We start from the raw sequence: 23,285 nt of genomic DNA, 5'->3' as shown, positions 1-23,285 counted from the left end.
TTCGCTTTTACCCATAGGGTATAAGTTAACATCTGTGCAAAAAATACTTGCACAGTGTTTCCTATACCTCGACAACGCCTCAACTAATTACAAAAGTTATATAAAAACTTTAGTTTGTGATGTTCGGCGTTGCAACAGAGCCTTGCCGAGGTATAAGCGAAGTGTTTTAGCGAAGCAATTATAAAAAGCATACAAACAGAACTGATTCTAACGAATCGTTCGGTTTGTAGTATGATTAAATAATTCTGTCCCAGCCTCGCTTTCAATAGAATAGGAAGTAATGCTATTCTGTGGCAAAAAACGCTCCGTCAAGCCTTACTTAAGCTTGTCGGGGGGTGAGCAAGGCGCTTGCGCTTTTCTATTTACTTTGTAGATATCCAAGTGCGTCGTTGAAATGATCTACTGGAACGATTTCCATTTCTGTTTGGATGTCATCTGCCGTTTCTCTTGCCTGAACATAATTGGACGTCTCGCTATTCTGTTCATTGGGTACGAAAAATATGTCACAGCCAGCTTTATCAGCAGCAACTATTTTTTTATCTACTCCACCAATCCTACCTATATTACCTTCATAATCTATTTCCCCAGTCCCACAAACTTGGTAACCTTGAGTTATGTCCTCTTCCGTTAACTGATCATAAATCTCTAATGCAAACATGAGACCTGCACTTGGTCCACCCGTTTTACCTGTTTCAAAAGTAAGCTTCGGATCTACTTCCACTTTTCGATCCGTGACTAGAGAAATTCCTATACCAGGTTTTCCGTCTAATTGCTCTAAACTGACTAGTTCAATCTCTACTTCTTCTATAAGTTCTTCACGCTCAATTGTTAGTACAATCGAATCTCCTGCATTTTTCTTATTACTTACATAGTCTGTTAAATCATCTGCTTCTTTAATTTCTTCACCATCAACAGCAACAATAACATCTCCTGTCTCAAGCTTATCTTCTGCAGGCACACCTTCCATTACAGCTACAACATACACACCATTAAAATTAATTGTAATCTCTTCCTCAGCAGCTTCATATGCTACTACTGTAGACTGTTCTTGTGAATTTTCCATCATTAATAGTTGCATTTGCTGGTATTCTTCGTCCGTTATATCTTGAAGTAACTGTTTCTCAGGTATTATTTCATAATAATCCGTAATGGTTGCCCATAAATACATAATTGGACTAGCCTTGCCACTTCTAATTGTTACTAAATGCATATCGCCTTCACTTTCTGTACCACCATCAACGGATACTATAGGATCTAGTGGATCTGCACTGCCAGGTTTTTGTATATAAAAAGGTAACGGGTATGCAAACAAACCAATAATGATTAAGCCACAAATACCCAAAATCAAAGTTTTAGTAATACTTTTTTTATTTTTCATGTCCAACCTACTTTCTTAATGAACTTCCGATAAAGATATCTTCTAAAGGAGCGACAGATCCTATGCCACGGATTTATACAATTTTTTTAGCAGTAATAACTTGTACCTTAGCCGCAACTACTATTATATTCCCAAATGAAGTGCTGCAAGCAAGTAAAAGAGGCGTAGAAATGTGGGCTACCTCTGTATTCCCTTCTTTGCTTCCCTTCTTCATTATAGCAGAATTATTAATAGCGTTTGGGGTCGTACATTTCATAGGCGTTTTACTAGAACCATTGATGCGTCCACTCTTTAATGTACCTGGTGCTGGAGGCTTCGTATGGGCAATGGGAATGGCCAGTGGCTATCCTTCAGGCGCTAAATTCACTGCAAGACTGCGTCAAGCTAATCAACTCACAAAAACAGAAGCTGAGCGTCTAGTTAGCTTCACAAATTCATCAAGTCCACTATTCATCATAGGTGCCGTTGCAATTGGTTTTTTCCACGATCAACAGCTCGGCATTCTTCTAGCAGTTGTACATTATATTAGTAACTTTTTTGTAGGTGTAAGCATGAGATATTATAAACGAAATGAATCTGGTACTATGTATAGGACAAGCTTTTCATTTCACAAGGCCTTAGGAGCCTTACACCATGCTAGAGTTCAAGACAATCGCTCTTTAGGTAAGGTATTAGGTGATTCAGTCGAGCGATCCATAAAAACATTAATCATGATTGGTGGATTTATCGTTTTGTTTTCTGTCATCACACAATTAATGAAACAACTTTACTTAACGAATGTAATTGCAGAAGGTTTGAAATATATTCTGAGATCAATGTCTATGGAAGAAGTATTAGCTCTTCCGTTTATATCTGGAATATTTGAAATAACAATTGGCGCCTTCGAAATGTCACAAATAAATAGCTCTATGTTACATATTGCTATGTTGGTTTCTGTATTCTTAGCTTTTAATGGCTTTTCTGTACAAGCACAAGTTGCGAGTATTTTAGCAACTACGGATGTTCGATTCAAGCCTTATTTTGTTGCCAGACTCATACATGGTGTCTATGCAATCGTCTTAACAATTATTTTGTTTAAGCCCTTATATCAGGAGCCAATAGCACTGGTTTCAAATTGGCAAAATTTCGATACGAAAGATATTAGTTCTATTTGGTTAAGTATACAGAGCTTCTTTATTGTGACTACGCTTATTATTCTATTTATGTATTTTATGTATCTTTTTCTAACGTTATTAGGAAAGAGAAAGCGTTAAGAATTTTTAAACTTCTCTTTTAAAGCTTGTTCGACTACTGGTGGAACTAAATCAGCTACATTCGCATGATATTTCGCTACTTCTTTCACAATACTTGAACTTAGGAAAGAGTACTGATTGTTTGTCATAACAAAGAACGTTTCTATATCCTCATTTAATTTACGGTTCATTGCTGTAATCTGCATTTCATATTCAAAATCGGAAACGGCACGCAATCCTCTTAGAATCGCATGGGCATTTTTACGCTTTGCATAATCCATCAGTAATCCATCGCAAGCATCAACCGTAACATTTGGAATGTCCTTAGTAGCTTCTTCTAATAATGCTACACGTTCTTCTATATTAAATAATGGTTGCTTAGATGCATTATTAAATACTGCTACAACGATTTCATCAAATACCTTTGCACCTCGCTGAACAATATCTATGTGACCATATGTAACTGGATCGAAGCTACCTGGACAAATTGCTAATTTAGGCATGATTTATACTCTCCTTTTTGAAAATGGTGATTGCTGTTGTTTTATTATATATTTCACGTCGTATCATAGAAATATCATCCGTTGAAAATGTTAGATTCTTTTCAGCGTCATGCTCGCAAACAATATACGTATCTTGTTTTATGATGTCACTAGACACTACAGCTTCGAGTAATTTTTCATACGACACTTTATGGTAAGGTGGATCTAAGAATATTAAGTCAAATTTTAATTCTCTTTTTCGTAATGCTTTTAATGCTCGAAACGCATCATTCCTATACACCTCTGTAATCTCTTCCGCATGTAATCGATTTACATTATGGTGTATGGTTTCTACCGCATTCTTCTGTATATCGACAAGAATAGCTTTTTCCATTCCTCTACTTAAAGCTTCTAACCCGAGAGCACCACTTCCCGCGAATAAGTCTAGGCAATTTCCTCCTTCAAAATACGGCCCAATCATTTGAAAGATAGCTTCCCTTATTTTATCCCCGGTTGGTCTAGTCTTGTTACTAGGAACCGCCTTAACAGGGTGACCTTTCCATTTTCCAGCGATTATTCTCATTGGCTCACATCCCATATCATTCATAAATCTATCTTAATATAGCACGATTTATTTATAGCCTACAAATATTTCGTAAGACCGTGAGTCACTCTCTTTTAACACACGTTCCTATTTATCGTTCTATTATTTTCTATATAGCAAATAATTATTTTAATTTCGATGTATAAAAACATGAAATAACGTCCAAACTTGGACTGAAGCAACTCACTTAAATAGTTGCTTTCAAACGGAGAAGACTTACATTTCCCCATAAGTCCTTACTCCGGTTTCTCCTCTCCCTTTATCTTTTTATTACCATCAGTGGTAATAAAAAGAACCTGCAGTTATTAATGAACTGCAGGTTTTTTTGTCTTTAAATATGAATTAGATAGAATGTTATCTTTATTCTAGCGGCCGTACTGATTCTCTATACTAAATAATAATTAAATTCCCATTTTGTAATCATACTCTTTTTCATCTTCCGCTTTTACGCTTTCAAACTCTGTTTTAATATATGGTTTCGAGGATACCTCTACGTTTCGTATGTACGGAAGTTTTTTTAGAGAGTTCATGATTTCATCCACTTCTTCCATATCTACATAGAGAATTGCATATTTCATTTTTTTAGATACGTACACAAGGTGTCCATATTTTTTAATAAATTTAACATTTTTCATCTTTTGAAACCATATCGCTAACCCTTGGCGTTCAACTAACATAATTTTATCCTCACTTTATTGTATTCGGCCCGTTTGCCGTACCAATCTAGACCCAGAGGCTCCAATATGTTAAGATGCTTGACAGCCACAACCTCCACCTGAACCGCAACCACAGCCACCATCTTTAAACAGAGCACCATCCATCGGGACCATGATCTTATCACTAACTGAATATGCTACAATTTGACTTATTTCATCAAGAAAACTTTGTAATTCAGTTTCTTTTATTTTATAAGCGGCAATCGTTTCATGCATATCCATCTCCCGTTTGGAAACTCTTACTTCTTTCATGATCGTACTATAATCTGGGTGATACCTGCCGAAACGTTCAACCTCTTCGTATTTTTCTTTCATTTTATTAAAGCGAGCAATTAATGTTTGAGCTTGTGGATCATTATCCATTTCATTCTTTGCTGCATTGTATTCTTCCATTGTACTAGATTGAAGAATTAATTTTCCTAACTCTTCTGATTTATCTAAAATCTCTACGAATTCAATTGTTGCTATAATTTAAATCACCTCCATTTCCATCTTATCAATTTTATGAACGAATGAAAAGAGGCAAACTCTCTAATCGGAAGATGAGTTCGCCATATTCATTAAGAATTGAATTAATTGAATGTTTTGTTGCATTCTATCCATCCGTTGTGTAATAGTCTTTCCAAAATACTCTTTTGCTAACCTTTCCATCTCAAAAACCCTGTCTGGTTCTCTCATCAAATACCGATACCATTCAGGGTTCATACGAATAAATCGAATTAGGTCCTTATTCTTCATAAGGTGTTCATAGCACTCAGGTTCCATTGTTACCTCCTAATCTTTTGGAATAAAAGAATTGTTAGAAGTATTCGCTTCCTCATTATTTTCTTTTTGATATTGTTGAATCATTTGAATAATACCGCCTATAACTTTATCTGCCTGTTCAATATGTTTATCTATATTGTCGAGATTGATATTAGACAATATAGATGAAAGGAGTTGAGAAGAAGAGGTGCTATTTTTCTTTTCTTTCTCTTTGTTCGTCCTCGTTTTCTTATACTCTTCCCAGCTCGGATCATCTTCTCCTAATAATATATACTCTTCAAAAATATCTTGAAGTGTTCTTTTTTTCAGACGGACCTCTTGTACAAGCTGAGGATGTTTTGACAAAAACTGTTTAAACTGGTCAACTACTTGCTTTCTGTCTTGCGTCATGACAGCCCACTCCAACTTAATTATTCTATATTAATTATATGTTAATTAGTCTGGGTTGTTACACTACTATCACGTTCACTCTAATTTTTGCAGAAAATTTTGCGTATAGTATTTCGCATACACACCGACTCCTATATGTGTATACGTATCATGTAATAAGGCGTCTCGGTGTCCTTCACTATTTAGCCAACCATGAACCACGTCTGGGCCGTCAACATAATTAGCTGCGATATTTTCACCCGCTGACAGATAGTTTGCGTTAGCTTCAGCTAATCGTTCTTTCAAACCATCTCCATTTGGACGGAAATGAGAAAAATAATTTTGTTCATGCATATCCTGGCTGTGAGCCTTTGCAGCTTGATGTGATAATTCATCCCAGGCTAATTCTTGCTTGCCATGAACGTTTCTAATGACATTCGTTATATCCCATATTTGGTTCTCTATTCCTTTTTCGATAGCCAGCCGTTCATCCTCTGAAGCAACAGGTGGTTCATTTAGTTCACCGTAATAATACAATTCATATGGTCGAAGCAACTCAAATACTTCTTTATTTATTAAGCGGATGCCAGATAACTCATCCGTAAAAGTATCCATATATAATTGGGCAAATACACCTTCCGATAACCGAATGATAGGTCTTTTCTGAAAATCTTCGTCATTTAATTGAAACTTTAGATGATCAAACTCTATCTCTTTTAATAATGTTACTTGCTCCTCTATCTCTGCTCGTTTTTGCCCAATCTGCAGCGGTTGAATATTTAATTGCTTTGAAGGGGTATAAATGGAAACAATTTGATTTTCTTTTACAGCTATCTGCACGTATTGTTCTTGTTTGTCATAGATCCACCACTCATATCCATAGGCAGATTGGTCTTTTCGACTCGGTTCCCCATAGGATTGTATCCACTGATCCGTTTCCTCATTAATATAATTCCAAATAAACTGATCTTTTTCCCAATGGAGATTGTTTTCTGGTTGTGCTTTCTCTTGTCGTTCTGAGTGTTTCATAGATTTGGTTGGACTGTCATAGTTATGTAGCTCTGATTCTGATTCAAACGGTAAGCATCCCGATAGAAGTACCATGATAACAACTATTTTTATTAATAGAATTTTATACAAGATTCCACGTCCTTTTCTATGTATACTATTCATTAGTATATGCAAAACTAACTCGATAGATGAAATTTTTTTCTAGTTACCCTTTTTAAATTGCATCTTTTTCAATTTCGTAATAATATAGGTATAGTGACTACATAAAATGAGGTGACGTAATGAAGTTTACAGATATAGAAATTGAAGGTTCAGTAATTGATTTAAAAGCTCTTGATCACGTTATGGAAAAAGCAAAATTTGTTCGTGCAGGTCAATGGGACTATGAGCGAGTTACATATGATTACAAAATTGGATCACCAGAAAAAAACATAACATACTATGTAAGAGTTCAAGGTTACGCATTGGAAGGTGATGTGGACCGAGGTGATGCTGTCATGAAGCTATTAACTCCACTATTAGGCAAGCATTACTATCCTCACGGCATCGAATATGGTGAGGAAGAAGAATTTCCAGAAACTATCATTCAACATGCAAACAGACTCTTATCGGGTATCGAAACAAACTTAAAATCCTTCGTGAAACAATCATAAAATTCATACATTAAGCGGCTGACCTTACCAGCAGCCGCTTTTCTACTAGCTCTTTTTTTACCATTTTTTCTCATATCCTCTGTTTGAAAGGAGCCCTTGAAATTATTAATGAAAAACGTAAATAAACGTTATCTAAAAATTGCTCTTTTTCTAGTTGCAGTAATACTAATATTTATTTTCATTCTACCAATTTCTGTCCCGTTAGTTGCTGCATTAATTACAGCACTCGTGCTAAATCCACTAGTAAAACTAGCTGTAAATAAATTTAAGTTTAGTCGGAAAATAGCCGTTCTGATTGTATTTTTGCTTTTCCTATTAATTATGAGCACTATTGGTACATATCTAGTAATGAAAACAGTAACCCAGGTTATTCACTTTGCTGAAAATGTGCCTACCTATATTATTCAAGTAAATAATCAATTACTCCAATGGGAAAGTGAAATACAACATTTTACAGAACCATTGCCAGACGAATTAATCGAAGAAGTAACTGGGCAATTTCATTCTACCCTACTAGCCCTTAATAATAATTTAACAGAATTATTTCGTATTGAAAGAATTGCTAGTGCGATAAGTAAAATTCCAGATTATTTAGTAAGCTTACTAGTTTATTTAATCAGTTTATTTCTTTTTATGATAGAATTACCTAAACTTAAAGCAGGAGTTTACAATTTAATGCATGAAAAGACAGCCGAAAAAGTGACTTTCATGAATAAACGACTTACAGATGTAATTTTTGGCTTCTTTAAAGCTCAATTCTTAGTTAGTATCATCATCTTTATCGTATCTTTAATAGGTTTGTTAATCATTATCCCACAATATGCCTTAGTTATGTCTTTAGTTATTTGGGTAATAGATTTAATCCCTATACTTGGATCAATTATTATATTAGCCCCTTGGGCAGTCTACATGTTTATTGTTGGAGATTATGTGCTGGGTATTCAACTCTCTATCTTAGCCGTCATTCTATTGGCTATTAGAAGAACGGTGGAGCCAAAAGTGATGGGAAAACACATTGGACTATCACCACTAGCAACACTTATTTCCATGTATATAGGTTTAAAGTTGTTTGGTCTAATAGGCTTCATAATTGGTCCTATATGTGTGATCCTATTTACGTCAGCTAAAGAAGCTGGCATAATTAAATGGAATTTAAAAATTTAAAAATCTCTCCAAAAAAAGGTTCGAATCATTGTGTATACGATGACTCGAACCTTTACTCATTCTCTTATATATAACTTTCGTTTAATTTGTTTGATGCTCCATTGGTAATGGATCAATTTTATACTCATCCTTGCGGAACCAAGGAAAGAAAATTCGTCCTATCATTGATGCATAAATTAACTCCTGAGAAATCTTCATTACAATACCGCCTAGTTGTTGGTCTTCCAACAAGCCCATTGGTGAGAACATTTCAGGGCCACTAATCGTAATGCTATCCAATACATCTAAAGGTACACATAATGCCATCGCTTGAAGCCAACTTCCCTCTGCACCATACGTTGCATAATGACTTGTCGTAGAGAAGATAATTAAGGCACAGGCAGGAGTAATCAAAATACCACTTGCAGCAATGTAACCTATCTTTAGTAATGGTTGCATACGATTCATTTCTTTAATAGGAGAAAAGATTGGCCACCACATAATAAATGCTGCAGTTAATAAAATAACTGTAACTGAAATATGGATAATCTCATTTTCTTTTGAGAAATCAAATATATCTGGTAAATGGTAGAACGAGAATAGAGCATTGAACATTAACAAAGAAATCAATGGCTTTGTCAATATTCTTAGTATCTGCTTCAAAATTGGTGCGTAAAAAATTTTTTCCCAGATCCAAACTGGTAAACCTTTTATAATGGCTATAGGGAATAACAAGAATAAAAGTGCCATTTGGATCATATGGGCGGTAAACATAATGTGTGACATTAAATCGATAGGTGCTCCTTTTAATATGTAAAGTAATAGGAGTCCTAAATAGAAAAACATAGGTTGTTTACCAACAGGTCTTTTCGACTTATCTTTATGTCGAACGAGCCAGAAGTAATATATTAATCCTACCAATGCAATAGATAGGAAAAAGTACGGGCTCCACAATGCACGGAAACCAAATATTTGTATGTCATTCCACATGGATTTCACCTCTATTAATAAATATGCTACATACCATTATACCTAAAAAAAATACAAGTTAAAAGATAGACCTCTACTAAGTCTTTACAATTTCGTGACATTATAATAAACGCGGTAAAAAAAGTGGATTTCTATACAACTTAAGAAATTGCACGAGCGCTTTTGCTTATGTCTTATTCGTCTATAAAGCTATAGTTTCATGGATAAAAGGAAAAAGTGGAGAAAATAGTATTCTCCACTTTTTATTTTACCACCAAGTTAATACAACTAATCCTAGCACTGTTAGGAAACCTGCAAAACAGCCTCCATAGAACAATAAGGATGGCATTCCATGTCCTTTTTCGTTCATGTGCATAAAGTAGTACAATTGAAAACCTACTTGCACCACAGCAAAGAGGATAATAACCATTCGAACAAACATAGCATTTAAATCGGACATAACCATTCCAAATGAAATGAGTGTAAAGATGATTAACATAGAAAAAGTTAATACTTGGTGTCTCATGTCTTGTCTTCTTTTTTCTTTTATAAACTCTTCGTTAAAAGTAGCTCTTTCCTCCATATCCTACAGCACCCCCATAAGGTAAACTACCGTAAAGATAAATACCCAAACAACATCAATAAAGTGCCAGTAAAGGCTAGCGATATAATATTTTGGTGCATTATAAAGGTTTAAACCTCTTTTAGCATTTCGTACTATTAATGCTGTAATCCATGCTAGACCAAATACAACGTGACCACCATGAAATCCTACTAACGTATAGAAAGCAGATCCAAAAGCAGAAGATCTAAAAGTGAAACCATAGTCCGTAATGTAATGATAGAACTCATAAATTTCACAGGCAAGGAATCCTAGACCTAAAATTACCGTAATAGACATCCACAATTGTAATCGTTTAAAATCATTATTCCTTAAATGATGCATTGCATAAACACTTGTAAGTGAACTCGTTAATAGAAGCATGGTCATAATAAATACTAATGGAAGACCAAACATCTCCTCAGCAGATTTCCCACCGTTTAGAGAGCCATTTAAGGCTAGGTAAGTACCAAAGAGACTGGCAAATAATACTGCCTCTCCACCTAAGAAAAACCAGAAACCTAAGAATTTATTTTTTCCTTCTAGAGTTGCCTTCTCTGGTTGTAGAGGCATCTTTTTTGGATTCATAATATCCTGTTCTGTCATTATTTCCTAGCCTCCTTTTCCAATTCCTTTTTAGGAATGTGATATCCTAAATCGTCTTTCAAGGAGCGTACAAGCATAGCACCTAGTGCAATCCCCATACCAACGAAAATTAATGCATTGAGCGCATTGTCATATTTCTGATAGATGAAACCAAATCCAGCGATGAAGAATCCTATAGTCATAACAAATGGTAGCACCGTATTATTCGGCATATGGATGTCATCTAGTGGTTCAGATGGTGTCATTTCTTTTCTGCCATCCATTTTTTCTACCCATAATGGATCCAAACCACGAACTAATGGAACTTGTTTAAAGTTATAGTGTGGAGCTGGAATCGGTACTGCCCATTCTAACGTACGTCCATCCCATGGATCATCTCCGCATGGTTCGCCTTTAATTGCTGTTTTAATAATGTTATATAGCAGGATTAGGACTGCGATCGCCATTAAGAATGCACCTGCAGTACTAATAGCGTTCCCTAAATCCAGACCTTGATCCGGTAAATAAACCCAGTAACGACGTGGCATACCCCAAAGACCTAAGAAATGCTGAATCATAAATGTTAAGTGGAAACCTACAAAGAAAATCCAGAAAGTAATTTTTCCTAATCTTTCATCTAACATTCTGTTAAACATTCTTGGCCACCAGTAATGCGTTGCTGCTAATAAACCAAACACAGTACCACCAATAATTACATAGTGGAAGTGAGCAATAACGAAGTAACTGTCATGGTACTGATAGTCTGCTGTTGCAGCAGCTAACATAACCCCAGTCATACCACCAATTGTAAAGGTTGGAATAAATCCTAAAGCATATAACATTGGTGTTGTTATTTGGATACTACCTCGCCACATTGTAAATAACCAGTTAAATATCTTAATCCCGGTCGGTACCGCAATCGTCATCGTTGCTACCGCAAATATTGCGTTAGCTGCTGCTCCCATACCAACTGTAAACATATGGTGAGCCCATACCATAAATCCTAAGAACGCAATAAGTACCGTTGCGAATACCATTGCAGAATAACCAAACAATCTCTTTCTAGAGAATGTGGATACAACTTCACTAAACACACCGAAAATAGGCAAGATTAAAATGTATACCTCCGGGTGTCCAAATATCCAGAATAAGTGTTGCCAAATGATAGAGTTTCCTCCCATAGCTGGGTCGAAAAATGCACTATCAAACATACGGTCAAACATCATTAAAAATAAACCTACAGTCAAAGCAGGGAAAGCAAATAAAATTAACGCACTTGCCACAAATGATGTCCAAGTAAATAATGGAAGACGCATATACGTCATACCTGGAGCTCTCATATTAATGATTGTAACAAGGAAGTTAATCCCCGCCATTAATGTTCCCGCACCAGAGATTTGAAGTCCTATTACATAATAGTCCATCCCCTCTCCTGGTGATATGGTTGATAAAGGAGTATAAGCTGTCCATCCAGCATCTGCTGCTCCTCCTGTAAACCAACCAACGTTTAACATAATACCACCGAATACAAATAACCATAATCCTAATGAGTTAAGGAATGGGAATGCAACGTCACGTGCTCCAATTTGTAAAGGAATCACTGCATTCATAAATGCGAAAATAAGTGGCATAGCTGCCAAGAAAATCATTGTTGTTCCGTGCATAGTTATTAATTCATTGTAAAACCCAGCACTAACAAAGTCGTTCATAGGCTTGACTAATTGCCAACGTATAGCTAGCGCCTCTAACCCGCCAAGCAGGAAAAAGAAACCACCGGCAATCAGATATAACACACCTATCTTTTTATGGTCAACCGTTGTTATATAATCCCAAACAACGGACCAAAAGCTGCGTTTATTACTCGCTGCCAAAGTAGACATAGTTGGTTAACCTCCCTTTAAAATAAACGTAATCCTTCTATATTATTGATCTTCAAAAGGTTCGAATTCAGGTACAACTTCTGTTGATTTTAATTCTAGTAAGTAGTCAGCAATCTTCTCTGCATCCTCTGTGCTAATTCCCTCTTGTAAATAAGGAGCGTTTAACATCCCGTTACCAGGTTTTTTAGATGCAGGATCAACAATCCATTCTACTAATTCTTCTTTGTTATGTTCTAACACGCCTGCGATCATTGTTCGATTACCAAAGTTCGTTAAATTCGGTCCAATGGCTGGTGCTGTAGTTGCTCCATCTGTTGCGTGACAAGATAGACAGCTCTGTTCAAATAAAGCTTTACCTTCCTGAGCACTTGCTGTTGCTGGTTCCTCTTCCATTGGAGTTCCCATATTTTCTATCCATTGGTCGTACTCTTCCTGACTTACAACAACAATCTTAAAGTCCATTAAGGAGTGTGAGTCACCACAGAACTCCGCACATTTACCCCAATAAACACCTTCTTCATAAGCTTCGATGTACATAACGTTTTCATTCTCTGGGTTAACGTCCATCTTACCTGCAAGCGTTGGTACCCAGAATGAGTGAATTACATCACCAGAGATCATATTTAAATAAACTCTCGTGTCGACTGGTATATAAAGATCTTGGCTTGTTTGAATACCTTCATTTACATAATCGAAATTCCACCAAAATTGTTTACCAGTAACATTGACATTAATACTATCATCTTTCTGACTCTCGTCAGCTAAATCATATGTAGTGGCAATTGTCGGTACAGCGATAATAACTAATAATAAAATTGGAATGATAGTCCATACAATTTCAAGTGTTTTATTTCCTTCAATTTGTTCTGGAACATAATCTTCTTGACCTTTTTTACGTCTGTATTTAATAAGTACATACGTAAAAATCGCCATAACCACAACGAAAACTATTGTCATAACTAAAATAGAAATGATAATAACTTCAAAAGAGCGTTCTGCACTATAACCTTTTGGAGCTAGAGCAGTTAAATTTTCTTTACCACAAGCTGTAAGGAAAATTGCCATAAGAGAAAACAATCCGAGCATTCGGACCTTTCCCACCCATTTTTTCATGTGTAACCCTCTCTTTCTGATTGACTAAAATTTATATTGAGAAAAACTTGATTGAATCAAGTTTACTGCCTCTAGTATTGTACCTCATAATATGTTCGATGGAAAAGTTATAAAAATCATGACGATACAAATTAGCGTTAAGTAAAGTAATGAATAGGCAAACATCTTATTCGCCCATTTAAGAAAGTCTACATCTTTTTTATACCCTGTTAGCGCTAAGTAAATCCATCCGATATTAAGTATCGTACCGATAATGATAAAAACTGTGCCTAGCTCATATAGGAAAAACGGAATTGGCAAGAGACATAATATATAAATTAGCATCTGTCTTCTAGTCATTTCATTTCCATGAACAACTGGTAGCATTGGTATATTTGCCGCTCTATAGTCTTCTGTTTTTCGAATAGCAATTGCAAGAAAATGCGGTGTTTGCCAAATGAAAATTAACAAGAAGAACACATATGCAGCAGGTTGTAATGATGGCTCTACTGCAGACCAACCAATTAATGGAGGTATTGCACCAGATAAGCTGCCAATCCCTGTGTTAATGGTATATTTTCTCTTCGACCATAACGTATACAAAACGACATAGCTAAACCAACCAATCAAACCTATTATAGCTGTTTGAATTGAAGCTAGTCCCAGTATTAAAATTCCTACAACTGAAAAAGCCACACCCATAAATATTACATGACGTATCGGAATTTTTCCAGTAACAGTCGGTCTTTCTTTTGTTCGCTCCATAACATTGTCTATATCTCTATCAAAATAATTATTAAGAACACAACCTCCTGCAATGACAAAGGCTGTTCCAATAACAGTTACTAAGAGCATATGCCAATATTCACTAAAGGAGGCACCTGTGTAATATAAAGCTACCCAAAACCCTGCAAATGCTGTCATTGTATTAGAATTGATAATTCCTACTTTTAAAAGTTGTTTCATATCTGACCAATTATATTGAAAGTCACTATCCGCCCATTTAATGAGTGGACTACTTGTTTCGACATTAATTTTTTCCATTTGCGCAGCTACCTCCTCTCGTATGTAAAAATGCCATTTGTGCCTTATGCACAATCATTGCTTATTGTATCATGGATTGTATGACAACGCTATGTTACTCTCCTATCGAAAAACACTTTTGACGTTTTTGTGAACTTTTTTCAACAAAATCATGACCACTAATTATAGCATACATTTATTTGCTATAATGTATTGAAATCTATCATTAACATATAGCTTTCTTGTTGAAGGTTCTATCTACTTTTTTAGCATATCTCGCCCTAATATTGCAAACTTATTGCAATATTTTTATGTTTAAAATAGATGAACGGAGAAATTAGTTTCAAAAAATCAATATCTATCATTTGCTATATTTGTTGCATGCATAATTATTATACATCATGTATGATGTTACGAGAGGTGAAAAAATGAAAGGTTTAAAAATTTTATCTATTATATCTGTTGCCGTCATGATTTTCGTACTCGTTGGTGGTGCATTAGTTACAAAAACAGATTCTGGCATGGGGTGTGGAGCAAATTGGCCGCTATGTTATGGTGATTGGTCGTTAGAAATGTTTATTGAACTGAGTCACCGTATCGTTTCTTCATTGGCGGGTATATTCATTCTACTACTATCCATCTTATCATGGAGAAAGATTGGGCATATACGTGAAGTGAAGTTTCTATCTTTTATCTCAATATTTTTCCTTATTGCACAAGGTTTATTCGGAGCTTCAGCTGTTATTTGGCCACAATCAGATACCATACTTGCACTGCATTTTGGGGTTTCATTAATCTCTTTTGCAGCGGTGTTACTCTTAACGATTTTAATCTTTGAAGTAGACCATAAATTTGATGCTGATTCTCTAATAATACCTTCTTATTTTAGAAAGCAATTTATCTGGCTAGCAATTTTCACATATGTTGTAGTTTATTCTGGAGCACTTGTGCGTCATATGGACTCAAGCCTTGCTTGTCCTGATTGGCCGTTTTGCGTAAATAACGATCCACTCGTGATGGTTGATTGGCATATTGGTCAATGGGTCCAAATGGGACACCGTTTTCTAGCAGCAATTGCGTTTATTTGGACAATTGTATTGATGTTCCAAATTAAGAAGCATTTTCGCCATAGTAAGATTATGTATAATGGATGGATGATTCAAACAGGCTTTATGGTTTCTCAAGTACTATTAGGGGCTTTAGTAATATTTTCATTAGCAGATCTAACATTTGCTTTACTACATGCGCTGATTATTACACTTTATTTTGGGGTACTTTGCTATTATTTACTACTTTCCTATCGAAGTGTTAAAAAAGAGAAACAAAACAAATCATAATAAAAAGGCAGTTGCTAAAAAATAAAATGCAACTGCCTTTTTGTTTTGCTATTTTATAGAATACTTAGAGTTTCTAACAATGGTAGGTTTTTGAATGGACTGATCCCTTGGTATATCTTCTTTTTCAAGTCGAAATTCATTATAGCGAACGTGTCTTGCTATATTATTTAGAATTCCCATTGATATCATTAAAACTAATAAGGACGTTCCTCCATATGAAATAAACGGTAAAGGCACTCCTGTTATTGGCAATAGCCCGCTCGTTGCTCCTAAGTTAACAATTGCTTGAATAGCAACCATACATGAGATACCGATTGCTAATAGACTTCCAAAAACATCTTCACATTTTCTCGCTATATAAAGACCTCTTAAAACAATCAAAGCAATAAAGCCAATTACAAAGGCAATTCCAAACGTACCTAATTCTTCCGCAACTGTTCCAATAATAAAATCACTTTCCGCTTGTGTTAAATAGCCTAGCTTTTGTACCCCTTGCCCTAGTCCTTGACCTTCTACTCCACCAGTAGCAATAGCGATATATAATTGTATCAATTGATAACCGCTATCTTCCGGGTCTTCAAAAGGTTGATAAGCACCGCTAAAGCGGGAAATTCTCACATCCGTAGACATCGTATTTACTAAAAACACAAGTAACATAAGACCGATTGTGATGAGCAAGGATAAATGTCGAAATTTGACACCTGAACTGAAAATAATCGTACAAGCAATAGCAAATATAATTGCCGCTGTTCCGATATCAGGTTGTTTCACTATAAGTCCTATTAGGACAATCACAATTATTAACGGTGGAAGCACACCTCGGAAAAAATCACTTATATATTGTTGTTTTTTAGTATATACACTCGCTAAGTAAATAATGATCCCTATCTTTACAAATTCAGACGGTTGGATTGAAAATGGTCCTATATGTATCCATGAGGTTGCCCTATTGATTGTAACTCCAAATAGTTCAACAGCAACTAAACTTACAAAAAGAAATATAATAATTATCTTAGTCAGCTTTTGATACAATTTATAATTAAAAAAGCTTGTGAAAACAAATGCTATAAGAGAAAGAATAAACCAAATCCCCTGTCTAATCAAAAAGTGATAAGGAGAATCACCTGACATCGTAGCTGTTACCATACTTGCACTGTATATCATAACAATTCCAAATGCAGCTAATAGAATCGGAGGGAAAAATAGTAGAAAGTCAAAAGTTTTAAACTTCTTTTTCATAAAAATACCTCATTACTTAAATAGTATATCATTCATTTTACCATAAAAGGGTTCCTTGCACGGCCTCAAAGTAACCTTTTTAAATAATTTAATTACATTTTGGCCTCCATTAAAAAAGCAATCTAAATTTATAATATTAAAAAACTCATATCTCTCAAAGAGGTATGAGTTCGGAAACTAATAGATTCTTCATTTTTTATCCTTGTGCTGACTTTTGGGAAGCTTCATGCAATATGTTTAATTGGCGCTCCAAATTATCTAACAAGGATTTTCCTTTCTCTTCACTAACTAGATTAAGGCGAACGGCCAAATCAATTTCCCGGGATAAGCCGTACATTTGCGTATCTAAGACTTCCTCATATAAAGGACATTGTGGCATTGTTAAGTTATCTATCTGAACTTTTATCAATTGCAGTATCTTCTCAGCATCTTCTTTAAGAAGGGCGTATGCTTTTTCTTCTACACTTATTGCAATCTCCGGCATATAAATTCCCCTCCGAATTCGTTACTTCTTCCCTCTATCATACCTTGAAAAATAGTAAAAAGCAAGATAACACAATACATGCATTTGTTAATAAAATTTGTTATTGTTAATAGAAGACAGATAAAGATGGGGTGAATAGATTGATCGTACCAATTAAAGGGAATGTGAAATATCCAATTACTTTAGATCCAGGAACGTGGATATTTGATGATCGTAAACTGAATGTTGAAGATGCTTTTAAGGAACGGCCATTAGAGAAAGAAATAGATGATGAAAACAGGTACCTATATGATGGGCCACTAAATAAACCTCCTACTCGAAAAAGCGCAAAAAAAATTGATAAGGATGTCCTGTTTTCTACTTCTTATTGTATACCTATTAAAGATTTTTTAAAAAATGCAGAATATAATGAAAACGCAAAAAATGTTCTTCTTACGACAAGTAATGGAAACGTTACAATTTCAATAGAGCAATTAGAAAACAGTCTTTTGCAGTTTTCCCTAAATGGAAAGCAACTAGCTGAAGACGGTCCTGTATACTTACTATTCGGTGATGGCTCTAATAAAGATAATCCTATAAAAGGGGTAAATCTTATAACAATTCAATAAAAGTTCTCTCCTTCTCTTGCATATTTTTTCACTTTTAACAAAAAATAATCGCAAAAGGAGGAGTTTTTTTATGAAAAGAATTTTGCTATTCGTTATGACTTCGTTTCTTGCAGCTTTTCTACTGGGATGCCAAAACGACAATAACGAGCAGTCGTCTCCAAACAATCAAGAAAACCAACCTATTCAAGTTAAAAACTCAGATCCAAGAAACGTAGAAGTGTTAGATAATCAAGAAAAAGCGCAACATTTAGCCAATTTAGCTAGTGAGGTACCAGAAGTTAATGGTGCTACTGCTATAATGACAAATCAAGGTGCGCTTATTGCAATAGATGTAGACAAAGATTTGGATCGTTCGACCGTCGGTTCCATTAAGTATACAGTATTAGAAGCCGTTCATCATGATCCCCAAGGAAGAAACGCGGTAGTTGTAGCAGATGGCGATGTCTTTGAAAGATTAAATCATATTATGAATGAGGTACGTAATGGGCAACCAGTATCAGGCTTTTTAAATGAATTAGGAAATCTCATCGGAAGATGGATACCAGAATTTCCTATTGACGAACAAACAGAGCAGAAAACGAAACAAAACACAAATCGCTTAGATTCGGAAGAAGAGGATGAACTCGGAGAAATTAATAAAGAACAATCCAATCACCATAAATAAAAGCTATTAAGGAAAAGCAATAGAGAGATCGCTCTCTATTGCTTTACTTTATTATAGTAATCTACACCAAATTGAGAACCTTCATAAACCATATCTGCATTATCAATGTTATCGTCGATTGGATTTCCCGCTTCTTGTATCGGGAAAGATTGATTATTCTTTTGAAACTTATTAGAAATAGCTTGAATTCTATTTTTAATTTGATGTTTCTTTTGGTCATCCAACATGGAATAGGAAGCTGCTACTGCGCCTGCTAGTCCAATTAAACTCAACATACTTCTTTTTCTAATCATCTTACTCTCATCCTTTCATCCTTTGGTATTTAAGTTATACCCCTTCAACCTTGATTAAAACATACGCCCCATTTTATGCTATAATAGAGCAAGTCCTTTTATCTCAAAAGGGAGGTATAAAATAATGCGTGTTAAATGTGTAATATGCGACAATATCGAAAACATAGACAATGGTTCACCCGTAGCTAAAAAATTAAGAAATCGGTTAAATTCTACATTTATGTGTGAAGATTGCTCCGAACGAATCAAAGAAAATACGTTAAAGCGACATAAAAATGAAAACTTTCAGTTGTATCAATCAAAAGAAGATACTGATCAATATCTTTCTTAATAGTAACTTGAATGTATTAACAAAAAACCGAACCATCTATCTCACCTATCGGAAGGTGGAATAGATAGTTCGGTTCTTTAATTACCAAAACGCAATTAAGTTAAGATGTACGCTGGTTGCGCTCGCGATGAAGTCGTAATCGGTAAATCCCCATTACAAAAGCAATAATTATTAAACACTCAGCTAACGGTAAGTTCAATCCAAAAATCAACGTTAGAAAAAATGTACCTATTATCAATAGTATGTAAATAATTATATTTTTTCCTATAGATAATTTTTTAGCAAAGCCAAATTTATAAGCCAATATCGCTAGAGCGGTCACTGTTATATACAGGAAGAAAAATCCTCTCAGAAGAAGTGACATCTCATCAGGGTTATTTAAGTTTACTTCCTCACCCAATCCTCGCATAAAAAAATCTGCAATGGGCCATAAATTATCTGGAACTTGGATTACATTTTGTGCTTCCATTCATGTGCCTCCACTCTAATCATCGTACAAACTCTATCATACTAAATAAAAATATGATATTCTAGTAAAATATAAGGAATAATAAAATGAGGTGAACATCTTGCAAACAATACAATACTCAAAACTTTTTCTAGCGATTGCCGTAGTTGCATGCTTTTCTGCTGTTGGAGTTGGCATTGCTTTAAGAAGTCTTCCATTTATTTTTATAGCTACATTCTTAGGTTTTGGAATAATGGCATATGGCATTGTACAAAAGAGAAAAGACCGTTAGCTAATACTTACGGTCCAGCTCTTTACTTTATTTCAATATAATCTTTTGTTAGCGTAGTAAAGATCTCTTGATTACAGGTCAGTATAGGGCTCTTTTCTAAAAGGTTAACTTTATCTCCTTGTGCTGTCGTGGTAATCCCACCAACTTCCTCAACAAGTATCATGCCCGCAGCAATATCCCATGGTGCTAAAGAGAGACTTACATAAGCATCAATAATACCCTCTGCAACAAATGCAAATTCCAAAGCTGCTGAACCATATGATCGCGTACCACGACTAACTGCTATCAGTTCTTTAATTTTGTCCGTATTGATTCGTTGATCATTGAAGCCGATATAGGAATTCATGGCGATAATACTTTTTTCTAATACAACATCTTTATTTAATTGCGGTAACTTCTGATTATTTTTATACGCCCCTTCACCTTTTACGGCTGTGTAGAGAACATCATCCATCACATCATAAATAATCCCAATCTGACCAATACCGTCATGGTAGATTCCAACAGATATAGCGAAATTACGCTTTTGGTGAACAAAATTCATCGTCCCGTCAATAGGATCTATTATCCATATCGTTCCTTCGAGAGAATGAACATCATCTCCATAACCTTCTTCTCCAATAATCCGATGATTTGAATATAAACCTCGTATTTTTTCTGCGAAGAATTTTTCTATCTTTTTATCTAACTCCGTTACTAGATCGTTTGCATTCGATTTCGTTTCAATTGTTAACTGATTGTACATGTTGGAACGAATATTCTCTCCAGCCTCATAAACCCATTCCTTAGCTTGCTCAAATATTGAATCTCGTGAAGTTAATCCCATTTTTTTCACTCCGTTCTACTTACTCATGTTCATATTAGCAAAATATCATAAATATTAACACTAATCCGTATTGCATAGTTTTTGCACTGTGCTTAAGTCTTCGGTAAAATAATAATAGAGTTTCAACCTTTCTGCATGTAACGCCCATTCAGGGGTGGGAAAGAATAAAGTTATGGACAATTATGACGAAAAATTATACGTAAAGGTGAGAGTATATGACATTTAAAGGATTTCAACAAGAAGATTTTGAAACATTCTCCATTGAGGGCTTAGATGAGCGAATGGAAGCTATCCAACAACGTATTCAACCAAAATTCCAATCTATATATAATGAAATAGCGGATGAGTTGGATGAAACTACTGGTATTCCTATGCACTTACACATTGCGCGCCATGCTCGTAGAACTGTAAATCCTCCAGCTGATACTTGGTCTGCATATTGTCACAACAAGCGTGGTTACAAAAAACATCCACACTTTCAAGTAGGTTTGTGGCATGATAATGTTTTTGTTTGGCTTGCATATATTTATGAGCTTCCCGGTAAACAATTAATCGGGGAGAAATTCCTCGAGGATATCGATCATTGGAAAAACTCAATTCCTAAACATTATCACATTTCAAAAGATCATATGCAAAATGAAGCAATCTTGGTAAAAGATGCAGATGTAGAAGCTATTCTTCAGCGGTTTACAACGATAAAAAAAGGAGAGTTACTTATAGGTAAACGATTTGATAAAACAGATGAGATTCTTTACGACGGCGAGCGATTCATCTCAGAAGTAAAAGAGATTATAAAAACATTAGCTCCTATTTATCGTAGCTCTCTCGAGGTTAGGAATTAAAATCAATAATGAGGCTAGACAAGTATGTGCAAATAAAACGTACGTCATCTAGCCTCTTTTTAAGTAATGTTTAGTCTGATTAGCTCATCTTTATCTTCTCATTACCCTCTATTTCTCTTGCCTTTTTAATAACGCGATAGATGCTGTAACCTGAGTTTTTCTCAAATGCTTTATCTAATAGCTTTTCTTCACTTTTTGACGGTACGATTTCCTTAAATCGCTGATACGATAATATCAAGTCCTGTCGGTAAACACCTTTTTCATATGCTTTCTCAACTTGCGCTAAAAAATTCACTATGTCTACGATTTCATCTGTAGACCACGATTCATCGATCGGATAACTATATTTCATTGTAATCACCTCTCACTACTACTATTCTTCCCTTTTTAATGGGCTTCATTACATTTTAGCTATTAAAGTATCAGGATTCAGGAATCTCAATTGCTTCTGGGTTAACAAATGTATAGCCTTTATCTCTCAAGCCTTTCACGATATCTTCTAATGCTTCGAAAGTCCATTCACGATCATGCATCAATAAATTAGCACCTGGTTGTAATAATGAATAGTTGACATCTACCTCTGGACCTTCACCTGAAATCATTGCTTCTTTCAGTTTCTCCGCATCCATGTACGGTTCAAAATAATCATATCCGTATGTCCAATTCATTAAAAGCATGCCTTCTTGTTTTACTAAATCTTTTACATAATCAGTATTAGCTCCATGTGGTGCACGGAAAAATTTTGGTTTCTCACCAATTATTTTTTCGACCAATACATTTAACTCGATAATCTCTTCCTTTTGCCTTTCTTCATTTATATCTGAAAGAACAGGATGTGTCATAGTATGGTTCCCTATATGGAATCCTAATTCATGGATATTGCGCAATGTTTCGTAGTCCTCTTCGTTTTGCAAAAAATGACCGTTTACAAAAAAGATAGCAGGAACATTTAATTCTTTCAATAGTTGTGCCATCTCCAATGCATATTTGTCTGGTGCATCGTCAATTGTGAGTAGAAGTACGTTCTCTTCTATGCCGTCTTCAATAGGTTCAATTGCCCAATTTTTTTCATTTGATCTATATTGAACTTCTATGTCTTCTTCGGTTACTGGTTCTACTCTCGTATCCTGTTCCTCCGTGTCTTCCTCATTCGTTAACTCTTCATAATCCTCGTTTGTTTCAACATCTAAGTTTGGTTCTGTTTCTACTGTATTTCCATCAGTATTTGAAGTAGTTTCATCTGTTGACTCATTTTCATTTTGGCATGCAACTAGGAAAAGCATTGAGCTACACACTAGAATAAGCATCCATTGCTTCATTACGTACACACTCCTAACTAGGTTGAAATCAAGGTGTTATGGAGACATTTCCAAACTTAAATGGAAGTATCGCCTTCCTATTGTTTATATAGACGTCAA

30 protein-coding genes are annotated in these 23,285 nt (G+C 35.2%); 9 read left to right on the top strand and 21 right to left on the bottom strand.

Translation table 11 applies throughout. The features are described 5' to 3' along the window. Window positions 1-358 precede the first annotated feature (358 nt). On the bottom strand, window positions 359-1,378 hold the full coding sequence (locus GGQ92_RS00525) for a SepM family pheromone-processing serine protease (protein ID WP_184243459.1): 1,020 nt from the start codon (window positions 1,376-1,378) through the stop codon (window positions 359-361). A 62-nt stretch (window positions 1,379-1,440) separates the two neighbouring features. Between GGQ92_RS00525 and ylbJ the strand changes: the two genes are divergently transcribed. Beyond that, window positions 1,441-2,631 (top strand): sporulation integral membrane protein YlbJ, encoded by a 1,191-nt coding sequence (gene ylbJ, locus GGQ92_RS00520; RefSeq protein ID WP_184243457.1) that lies wholly within the window; start codon window positions 1,441-1,443, stop codon window positions 2,629-2,631. On the opposite strand, the gene coaD is transcribed toward ylbJ, so the two are convergent. The 7 genes from coaD to GGQ92_RS00485 all read right to left on the bottom strand — a co-directional run bounded on the left by coaD (window position 2,628) and on the right by GGQ92_RS00485 (window position 6,686). Beyond that, window positions 2,628-3,113, bottom strand: coding sequence for a pantetheine-phosphate adenylyltransferase (gene coaD / locus GGQ92_RS00515; RefSeq protein WP_184243455.1), 486 nt, complete (start codon window positions 3,111-3,113; stop codon window positions 2,628-2,630). The genes ylbJ and coaD overlap by 4 nt on opposite strands. Then, window positions 3,106-3,675, bottom strand: coding sequence for a 16S rRNA (guanine(966)-N(2))-methyltransferase RsmD (rsmD, locus tag GGQ92_RS00510; RefSeq protein ID WP_184243453.1), 570 nt, complete (start codon window positions 3,673-3,675; stop codon window positions 3,106-3,108). The genes coaD and rsmD overlap by 8 nt, the downstream gene beginning before the upstream one ends. Window positions 3,676-4,097: 422 nt before the next feature. Beyond that, window positions 4,098-4,373, bottom strand: a complete 276-nt coding sequence (locus GGQ92_RS00505; protein ID WP_184243451.1) for a YlbG family protein — start codon at window positions 4,371-4,373, stop codon at window positions 4,098-4,100. Between the two features lie 69 nt (window positions 4,374-4,442). Continuing rightward, window positions 4,443-4,856: a YlbF/YmcA family competence regulator gene (locus GGQ92_RS00500; RefSeq protein ID WP_343068753.1), complete on the bottom strand. Its 414-nt coding sequence runs from the start codon at window positions 4,854-4,856 to the stop codon at window positions 4,443-4,445. 87 nt (window positions 4,857-4,943) lie between these two features. Next, window positions 4,944-5,177 (bottom strand): YlbE-like family protein, encoded by a 234-nt coding sequence (locus GGQ92_RS00495; protein WP_184243449.1) that lies wholly within the window; start codon window positions 5,175-5,177, stop codon window positions 4,944-4,946. 9 nt (window positions 5,178-5,186) lie between these two features. Then, on the bottom strand, window positions 5,187-5,567 hold the full coding sequence (gene ylbD, locus GGQ92_RS00490; protein ID WP_184243447.1) for a spore coat protein YlbD: 381 nt from the start codon (window positions 5,565-5,567) through the stop codon (window positions 5,187-5,189). A 75-nt stretch (window positions 5,568-5,642) separates the two neighbouring features. Beyond that, window positions 5,643-6,686 carry a CAP domain-containing protein gene (locus GGQ92_RS00485; protein WP_184243445.1) on the bottom strand — a complete coding sequence of 348 codons (1,044 nt, stop codon included), beginning with the start codon at window positions 6,684-6,686 and terminating at the stop codon, window positions 5,643-5,645. A gap of 152 nt (window positions 6,687-6,838) precedes the next feature. On the opposite strand from GGQ92_RS00485, the gene GGQ92_RS00480 reads away from it, so the two are divergent. Both GGQ92_RS00480 and ytvI read left to right on the top strand, forming a co-directional pair. Further along, window positions 6,839-7,210 (top strand): YugN family protein, encoded by a 372-nt coding sequence (locus GGQ92_RS00480; RefSeq protein ID WP_184243443.1) that lies wholly within the window; start codon window positions 6,839-6,841, stop codon window positions 7,208-7,210. A gap of 108 nt (window positions 7,211-7,318) precedes the next feature. Then, a complete protein-coding gene (gene ytvI, locus GGQ92_RS00475; protein ID WP_184243441.1) occupies window positions 7,319-8,374 on the top strand; it encodes a sporulation integral membrane protein YtvI in 1,056 nt (351 codons plus the stop codon). 81 nt (window positions 8,375-8,455) lie between these two features. On the opposite strand, the gene ctaG is transcribed toward ytvI, so the two are convergent. The 6 genes from ctaG to cyoE form a co-directional block, all read right to left on the bottom strand. After that, window positions 8,456-9,343, bottom strand: coding sequence for a cytochrome c oxidase assembly factor CtaG (ctaG, locus tag GGQ92_RS00470; RefSeq protein ID WP_184243439.1), 888 nt, complete (start codon window positions 9,341-9,343; stop codon window positions 8,456-8,458). Between the two features lie 247 nt (window positions 9,344-9,590). Then, entirely contained in the window at window positions 9,591-9,905 is a 315-nt protein-coding gene (locus GGQ92_RS00465) for a cytochrome C oxidase subunit IV family protein (RefSeq protein ID WP_184243437.1), read from the bottom strand. A gap of 3 nt (window positions 9,906-9,908) precedes the next feature. Continuing rightward, the gene (locus GGQ92_RS00460) at window positions 9,909-10,529 is read right to left on the bottom strand and encodes a cytochrome (ubi)quinol oxidase subunit III (protein ID WP_184243435.1); all 621 of its coding nucleotides are present in this window, start codon (window positions 10,527-10,529) and stop codon (window positions 9,909-9,911) included. Next, window positions 10,529-12,388 carry a cytochrome c oxidase subunit I gene (ctaD, locus tag GGQ92_RS00455; protein WP_184243433.1) on the bottom strand — a complete coding sequence of 620 codons (1,860 nt, stop codon included), beginning with the start codon at window positions 12,386-12,388 and terminating at the stop codon, window positions 10,529-10,531. The genes GGQ92_RS00460 and ctaD overlap by 1 nt, the downstream gene beginning before the upstream one ends. A gap of 42 nt (window positions 12,389-12,430) precedes the next feature. Continuing rightward, a complete protein-coding gene (gene coxB / locus GGQ92_RS00450) occupies window positions 12,431-13,501 on the bottom strand; it encodes a cytochrome c oxidase subunit II (RefSeq protein WP_184243431.1) in 1,071 nt (356 codons plus the stop codon). Between the two features lie 84 nt (window positions 13,502-13,585). Continuing rightward, on the bottom strand, window positions 13,586-14,524 hold the full coding sequence (cyoE, locus tag GGQ92_RS00445; protein ID WP_184243429.1) for a heme o synthase: 939 nt from the start codon (window positions 14,522-14,524) through the stop codon (window positions 13,586-13,588). Between the two features lie 407 nt (window positions 14,525-14,931). Here cyoE and GGQ92_RS00440 point away from each other — a divergent pair, with 407 nt between their 5' ends. Further along, a complete protein-coding gene (locus tag GGQ92_RS00440) occupies window positions 14,932-15,840 on the top strand; it encodes a COX15/CtaA family protein (protein ID WP_184243427.1) in 909 nt (302 codons plus the stop codon). A gap of 48 nt (window positions 15,841-15,888) precedes the next feature. Here GGQ92_RS00440 and ftsW read toward each other — a convergent pair whose 3' ends face one another. Together ftsW and GGQ92_RS00430 are read right to left on the bottom strand one after the other, a co-directional pair. Then, window positions 15,889-17,079: a putative lipid II flippase FtsW gene (gene ftsW / locus GGQ92_RS00435; protein ID WP_184243424.1), complete on the bottom strand. Its 1,191-nt coding sequence runs from the start codon at window positions 17,077-17,079 to the stop codon at window positions 15,889-15,891. Window positions 17,080-17,275: 196 nt separating this feature from the next. Then, window positions 17,276-17,563 carry an Fpa/YlaN family protein gene (locus GGQ92_RS00430; protein WP_184243422.1) on the bottom strand — a complete coding sequence of 96 codons (288 nt, stop codon included), beginning with the start codon at window positions 17,561-17,563 and terminating at the stop codon, window positions 17,276-17,278. Between the two features lie 140 nt (window positions 17,564-17,703). On the opposite strand from GGQ92_RS00430, the gene GGQ92_RS00425 reads away from it, so the two are divergent. Both GGQ92_RS00425 and GGQ92_RS00420 read left to right on the top strand, forming a co-directional pair. After that, window positions 17,704-18,171 carry a hypothetical protein gene (locus GGQ92_RS00425; RefSeq protein ID WP_184243420.1) on the top strand — a complete coding sequence of 156 codons (468 nt, stop codon included), beginning with the start codon at window positions 17,704-17,706 and terminating at the stop codon, window positions 18,169-18,171. A gap of 70 nt (window positions 18,172-18,241) precedes the next feature. Continuing rightward, window positions 18,242-18,835, top strand: coding sequence for a YhcN/YlaJ family sporulation lipoprotein (locus GGQ92_RS00420; RefSeq protein WP_184243418.1), 594 nt, complete (start codon window positions 18,242-18,244; stop codon window positions 18,833-18,835). A gap of 35 nt (window positions 18,836-18,870) precedes the next feature. Here GGQ92_RS00420 and GGQ92_RS00415 read toward each other — a convergent pair whose 3' ends face one another. Then, on the bottom strand, window positions 18,871-19,128 hold the full coding sequence (locus GGQ92_RS00415; protein ID WP_184243416.1) for a hypothetical protein: 258 nt from the start codon (window positions 19,126-19,128) through the stop codon (window positions 18,871-18,873). A gap of 124 nt (window positions 19,129-19,252) precedes the next feature. Here GGQ92_RS00415 and GGQ92_RS00410 point away from each other — a divergent pair, with 124 nt between their 5' ends. Beyond that, complete coding sequence (locus GGQ92_RS00410; protein WP_184243414.1) at window positions 19,253-19,459, top strand: YlaI family protein; 207 nt, start codon at window positions 19,253-19,255, stop codon at window positions 19,457-19,459. A gap of 100 nt (window positions 19,460-19,559) precedes the next feature. Here GGQ92_RS00410 and GGQ92_RS00405 read toward each other — a convergent pair whose 3' ends face one another. Further along, window positions 19,560-19,928 carry a YlaH-like family protein gene (locus GGQ92_RS00405; RefSeq protein ID WP_184243412.1) on the bottom strand — a complete coding sequence of 123 codons (369 nt, stop codon included), beginning with the start codon at window positions 19,926-19,928 and terminating at the stop codon, window positions 19,560-19,562. A gap of 100 nt (window positions 19,929-20,028) precedes the next feature. Here GGQ92_RS00405 and GGQ92_RS00400 point away from each other — a divergent pair, with 100 nt between their 5' ends. Then, complete coding sequence (locus GGQ92_RS00400) at window positions 20,029-20,199, top strand: DUF5325 family protein (RefSeq protein WP_221437182.1); 171 nt, start codon at window positions 20,029-20,031, stop codon at window positions 20,197-20,199. A 22-nt stretch (window positions 20,200-20,221) separates the two neighbouring features. Here GGQ92_RS00400 and GGQ92_RS00395 read toward each other — a convergent pair whose 3' ends face one another. Then, entirely contained in the window at window positions 20,222-21,025 is an 804-nt protein-coding gene (locus tag GGQ92_RS00395) for an inositol monophosphatase family protein (protein WP_184243410.1), read from the bottom strand. A 215-nt stretch (window positions 21,026-21,240) separates the two neighbouring features. Here GGQ92_RS00395 and GGQ92_RS00390 point away from each other — a divergent pair, with 215 nt between their 5' ends. Then, complete coding sequence (locus tag GGQ92_RS00390) at window positions 21,241-21,867, top strand: YktB family protein (protein WP_184243408.1); 627 nt, start codon at window positions 21,241-21,243, stop codon at window positions 21,865-21,867. Window positions 21,868-21,946: 79 nt separating this feature from the next. Here GGQ92_RS00390 and GGQ92_RS00385 read toward each other — a convergent pair whose 3' ends face one another. Both GGQ92_RS00385 and GGQ92_RS00380 read right to left on the bottom strand, forming a co-directional pair. Continuing rightward, a complete protein-coding gene (locus GGQ92_RS00385) occupies window positions 21,947-22,219 on the bottom strand; it encodes a UPF0223 family protein (protein WP_184243406.1) in 273 nt (90 codons plus the stop codon). Window positions 22,220-22,289: 70 nt separating this feature from the next. After that, entirely contained in the window at window positions 22,290-23,186 is an 897-nt protein-coding gene (locus tag GGQ92_RS00380; protein ID WP_184243404.1) for a polysaccharide deacetylase family protein, read from the bottom strand. Window positions 23,187-23,285: the final 99 nt, after the last annotated feature.

The sequence above is a fragment of the Gracilibacillus halotolerans genome (assembly GCF_014206945.1).
GTDB lineage: Bacteria > Bacillota > Bacilli > Bacillales > Amphibacillaceae > Gracilibacillus > Gracilibacillus halotolerans.
This window is presented reverse-complemented; position numbering and strand designations above follow the sequence as displayed.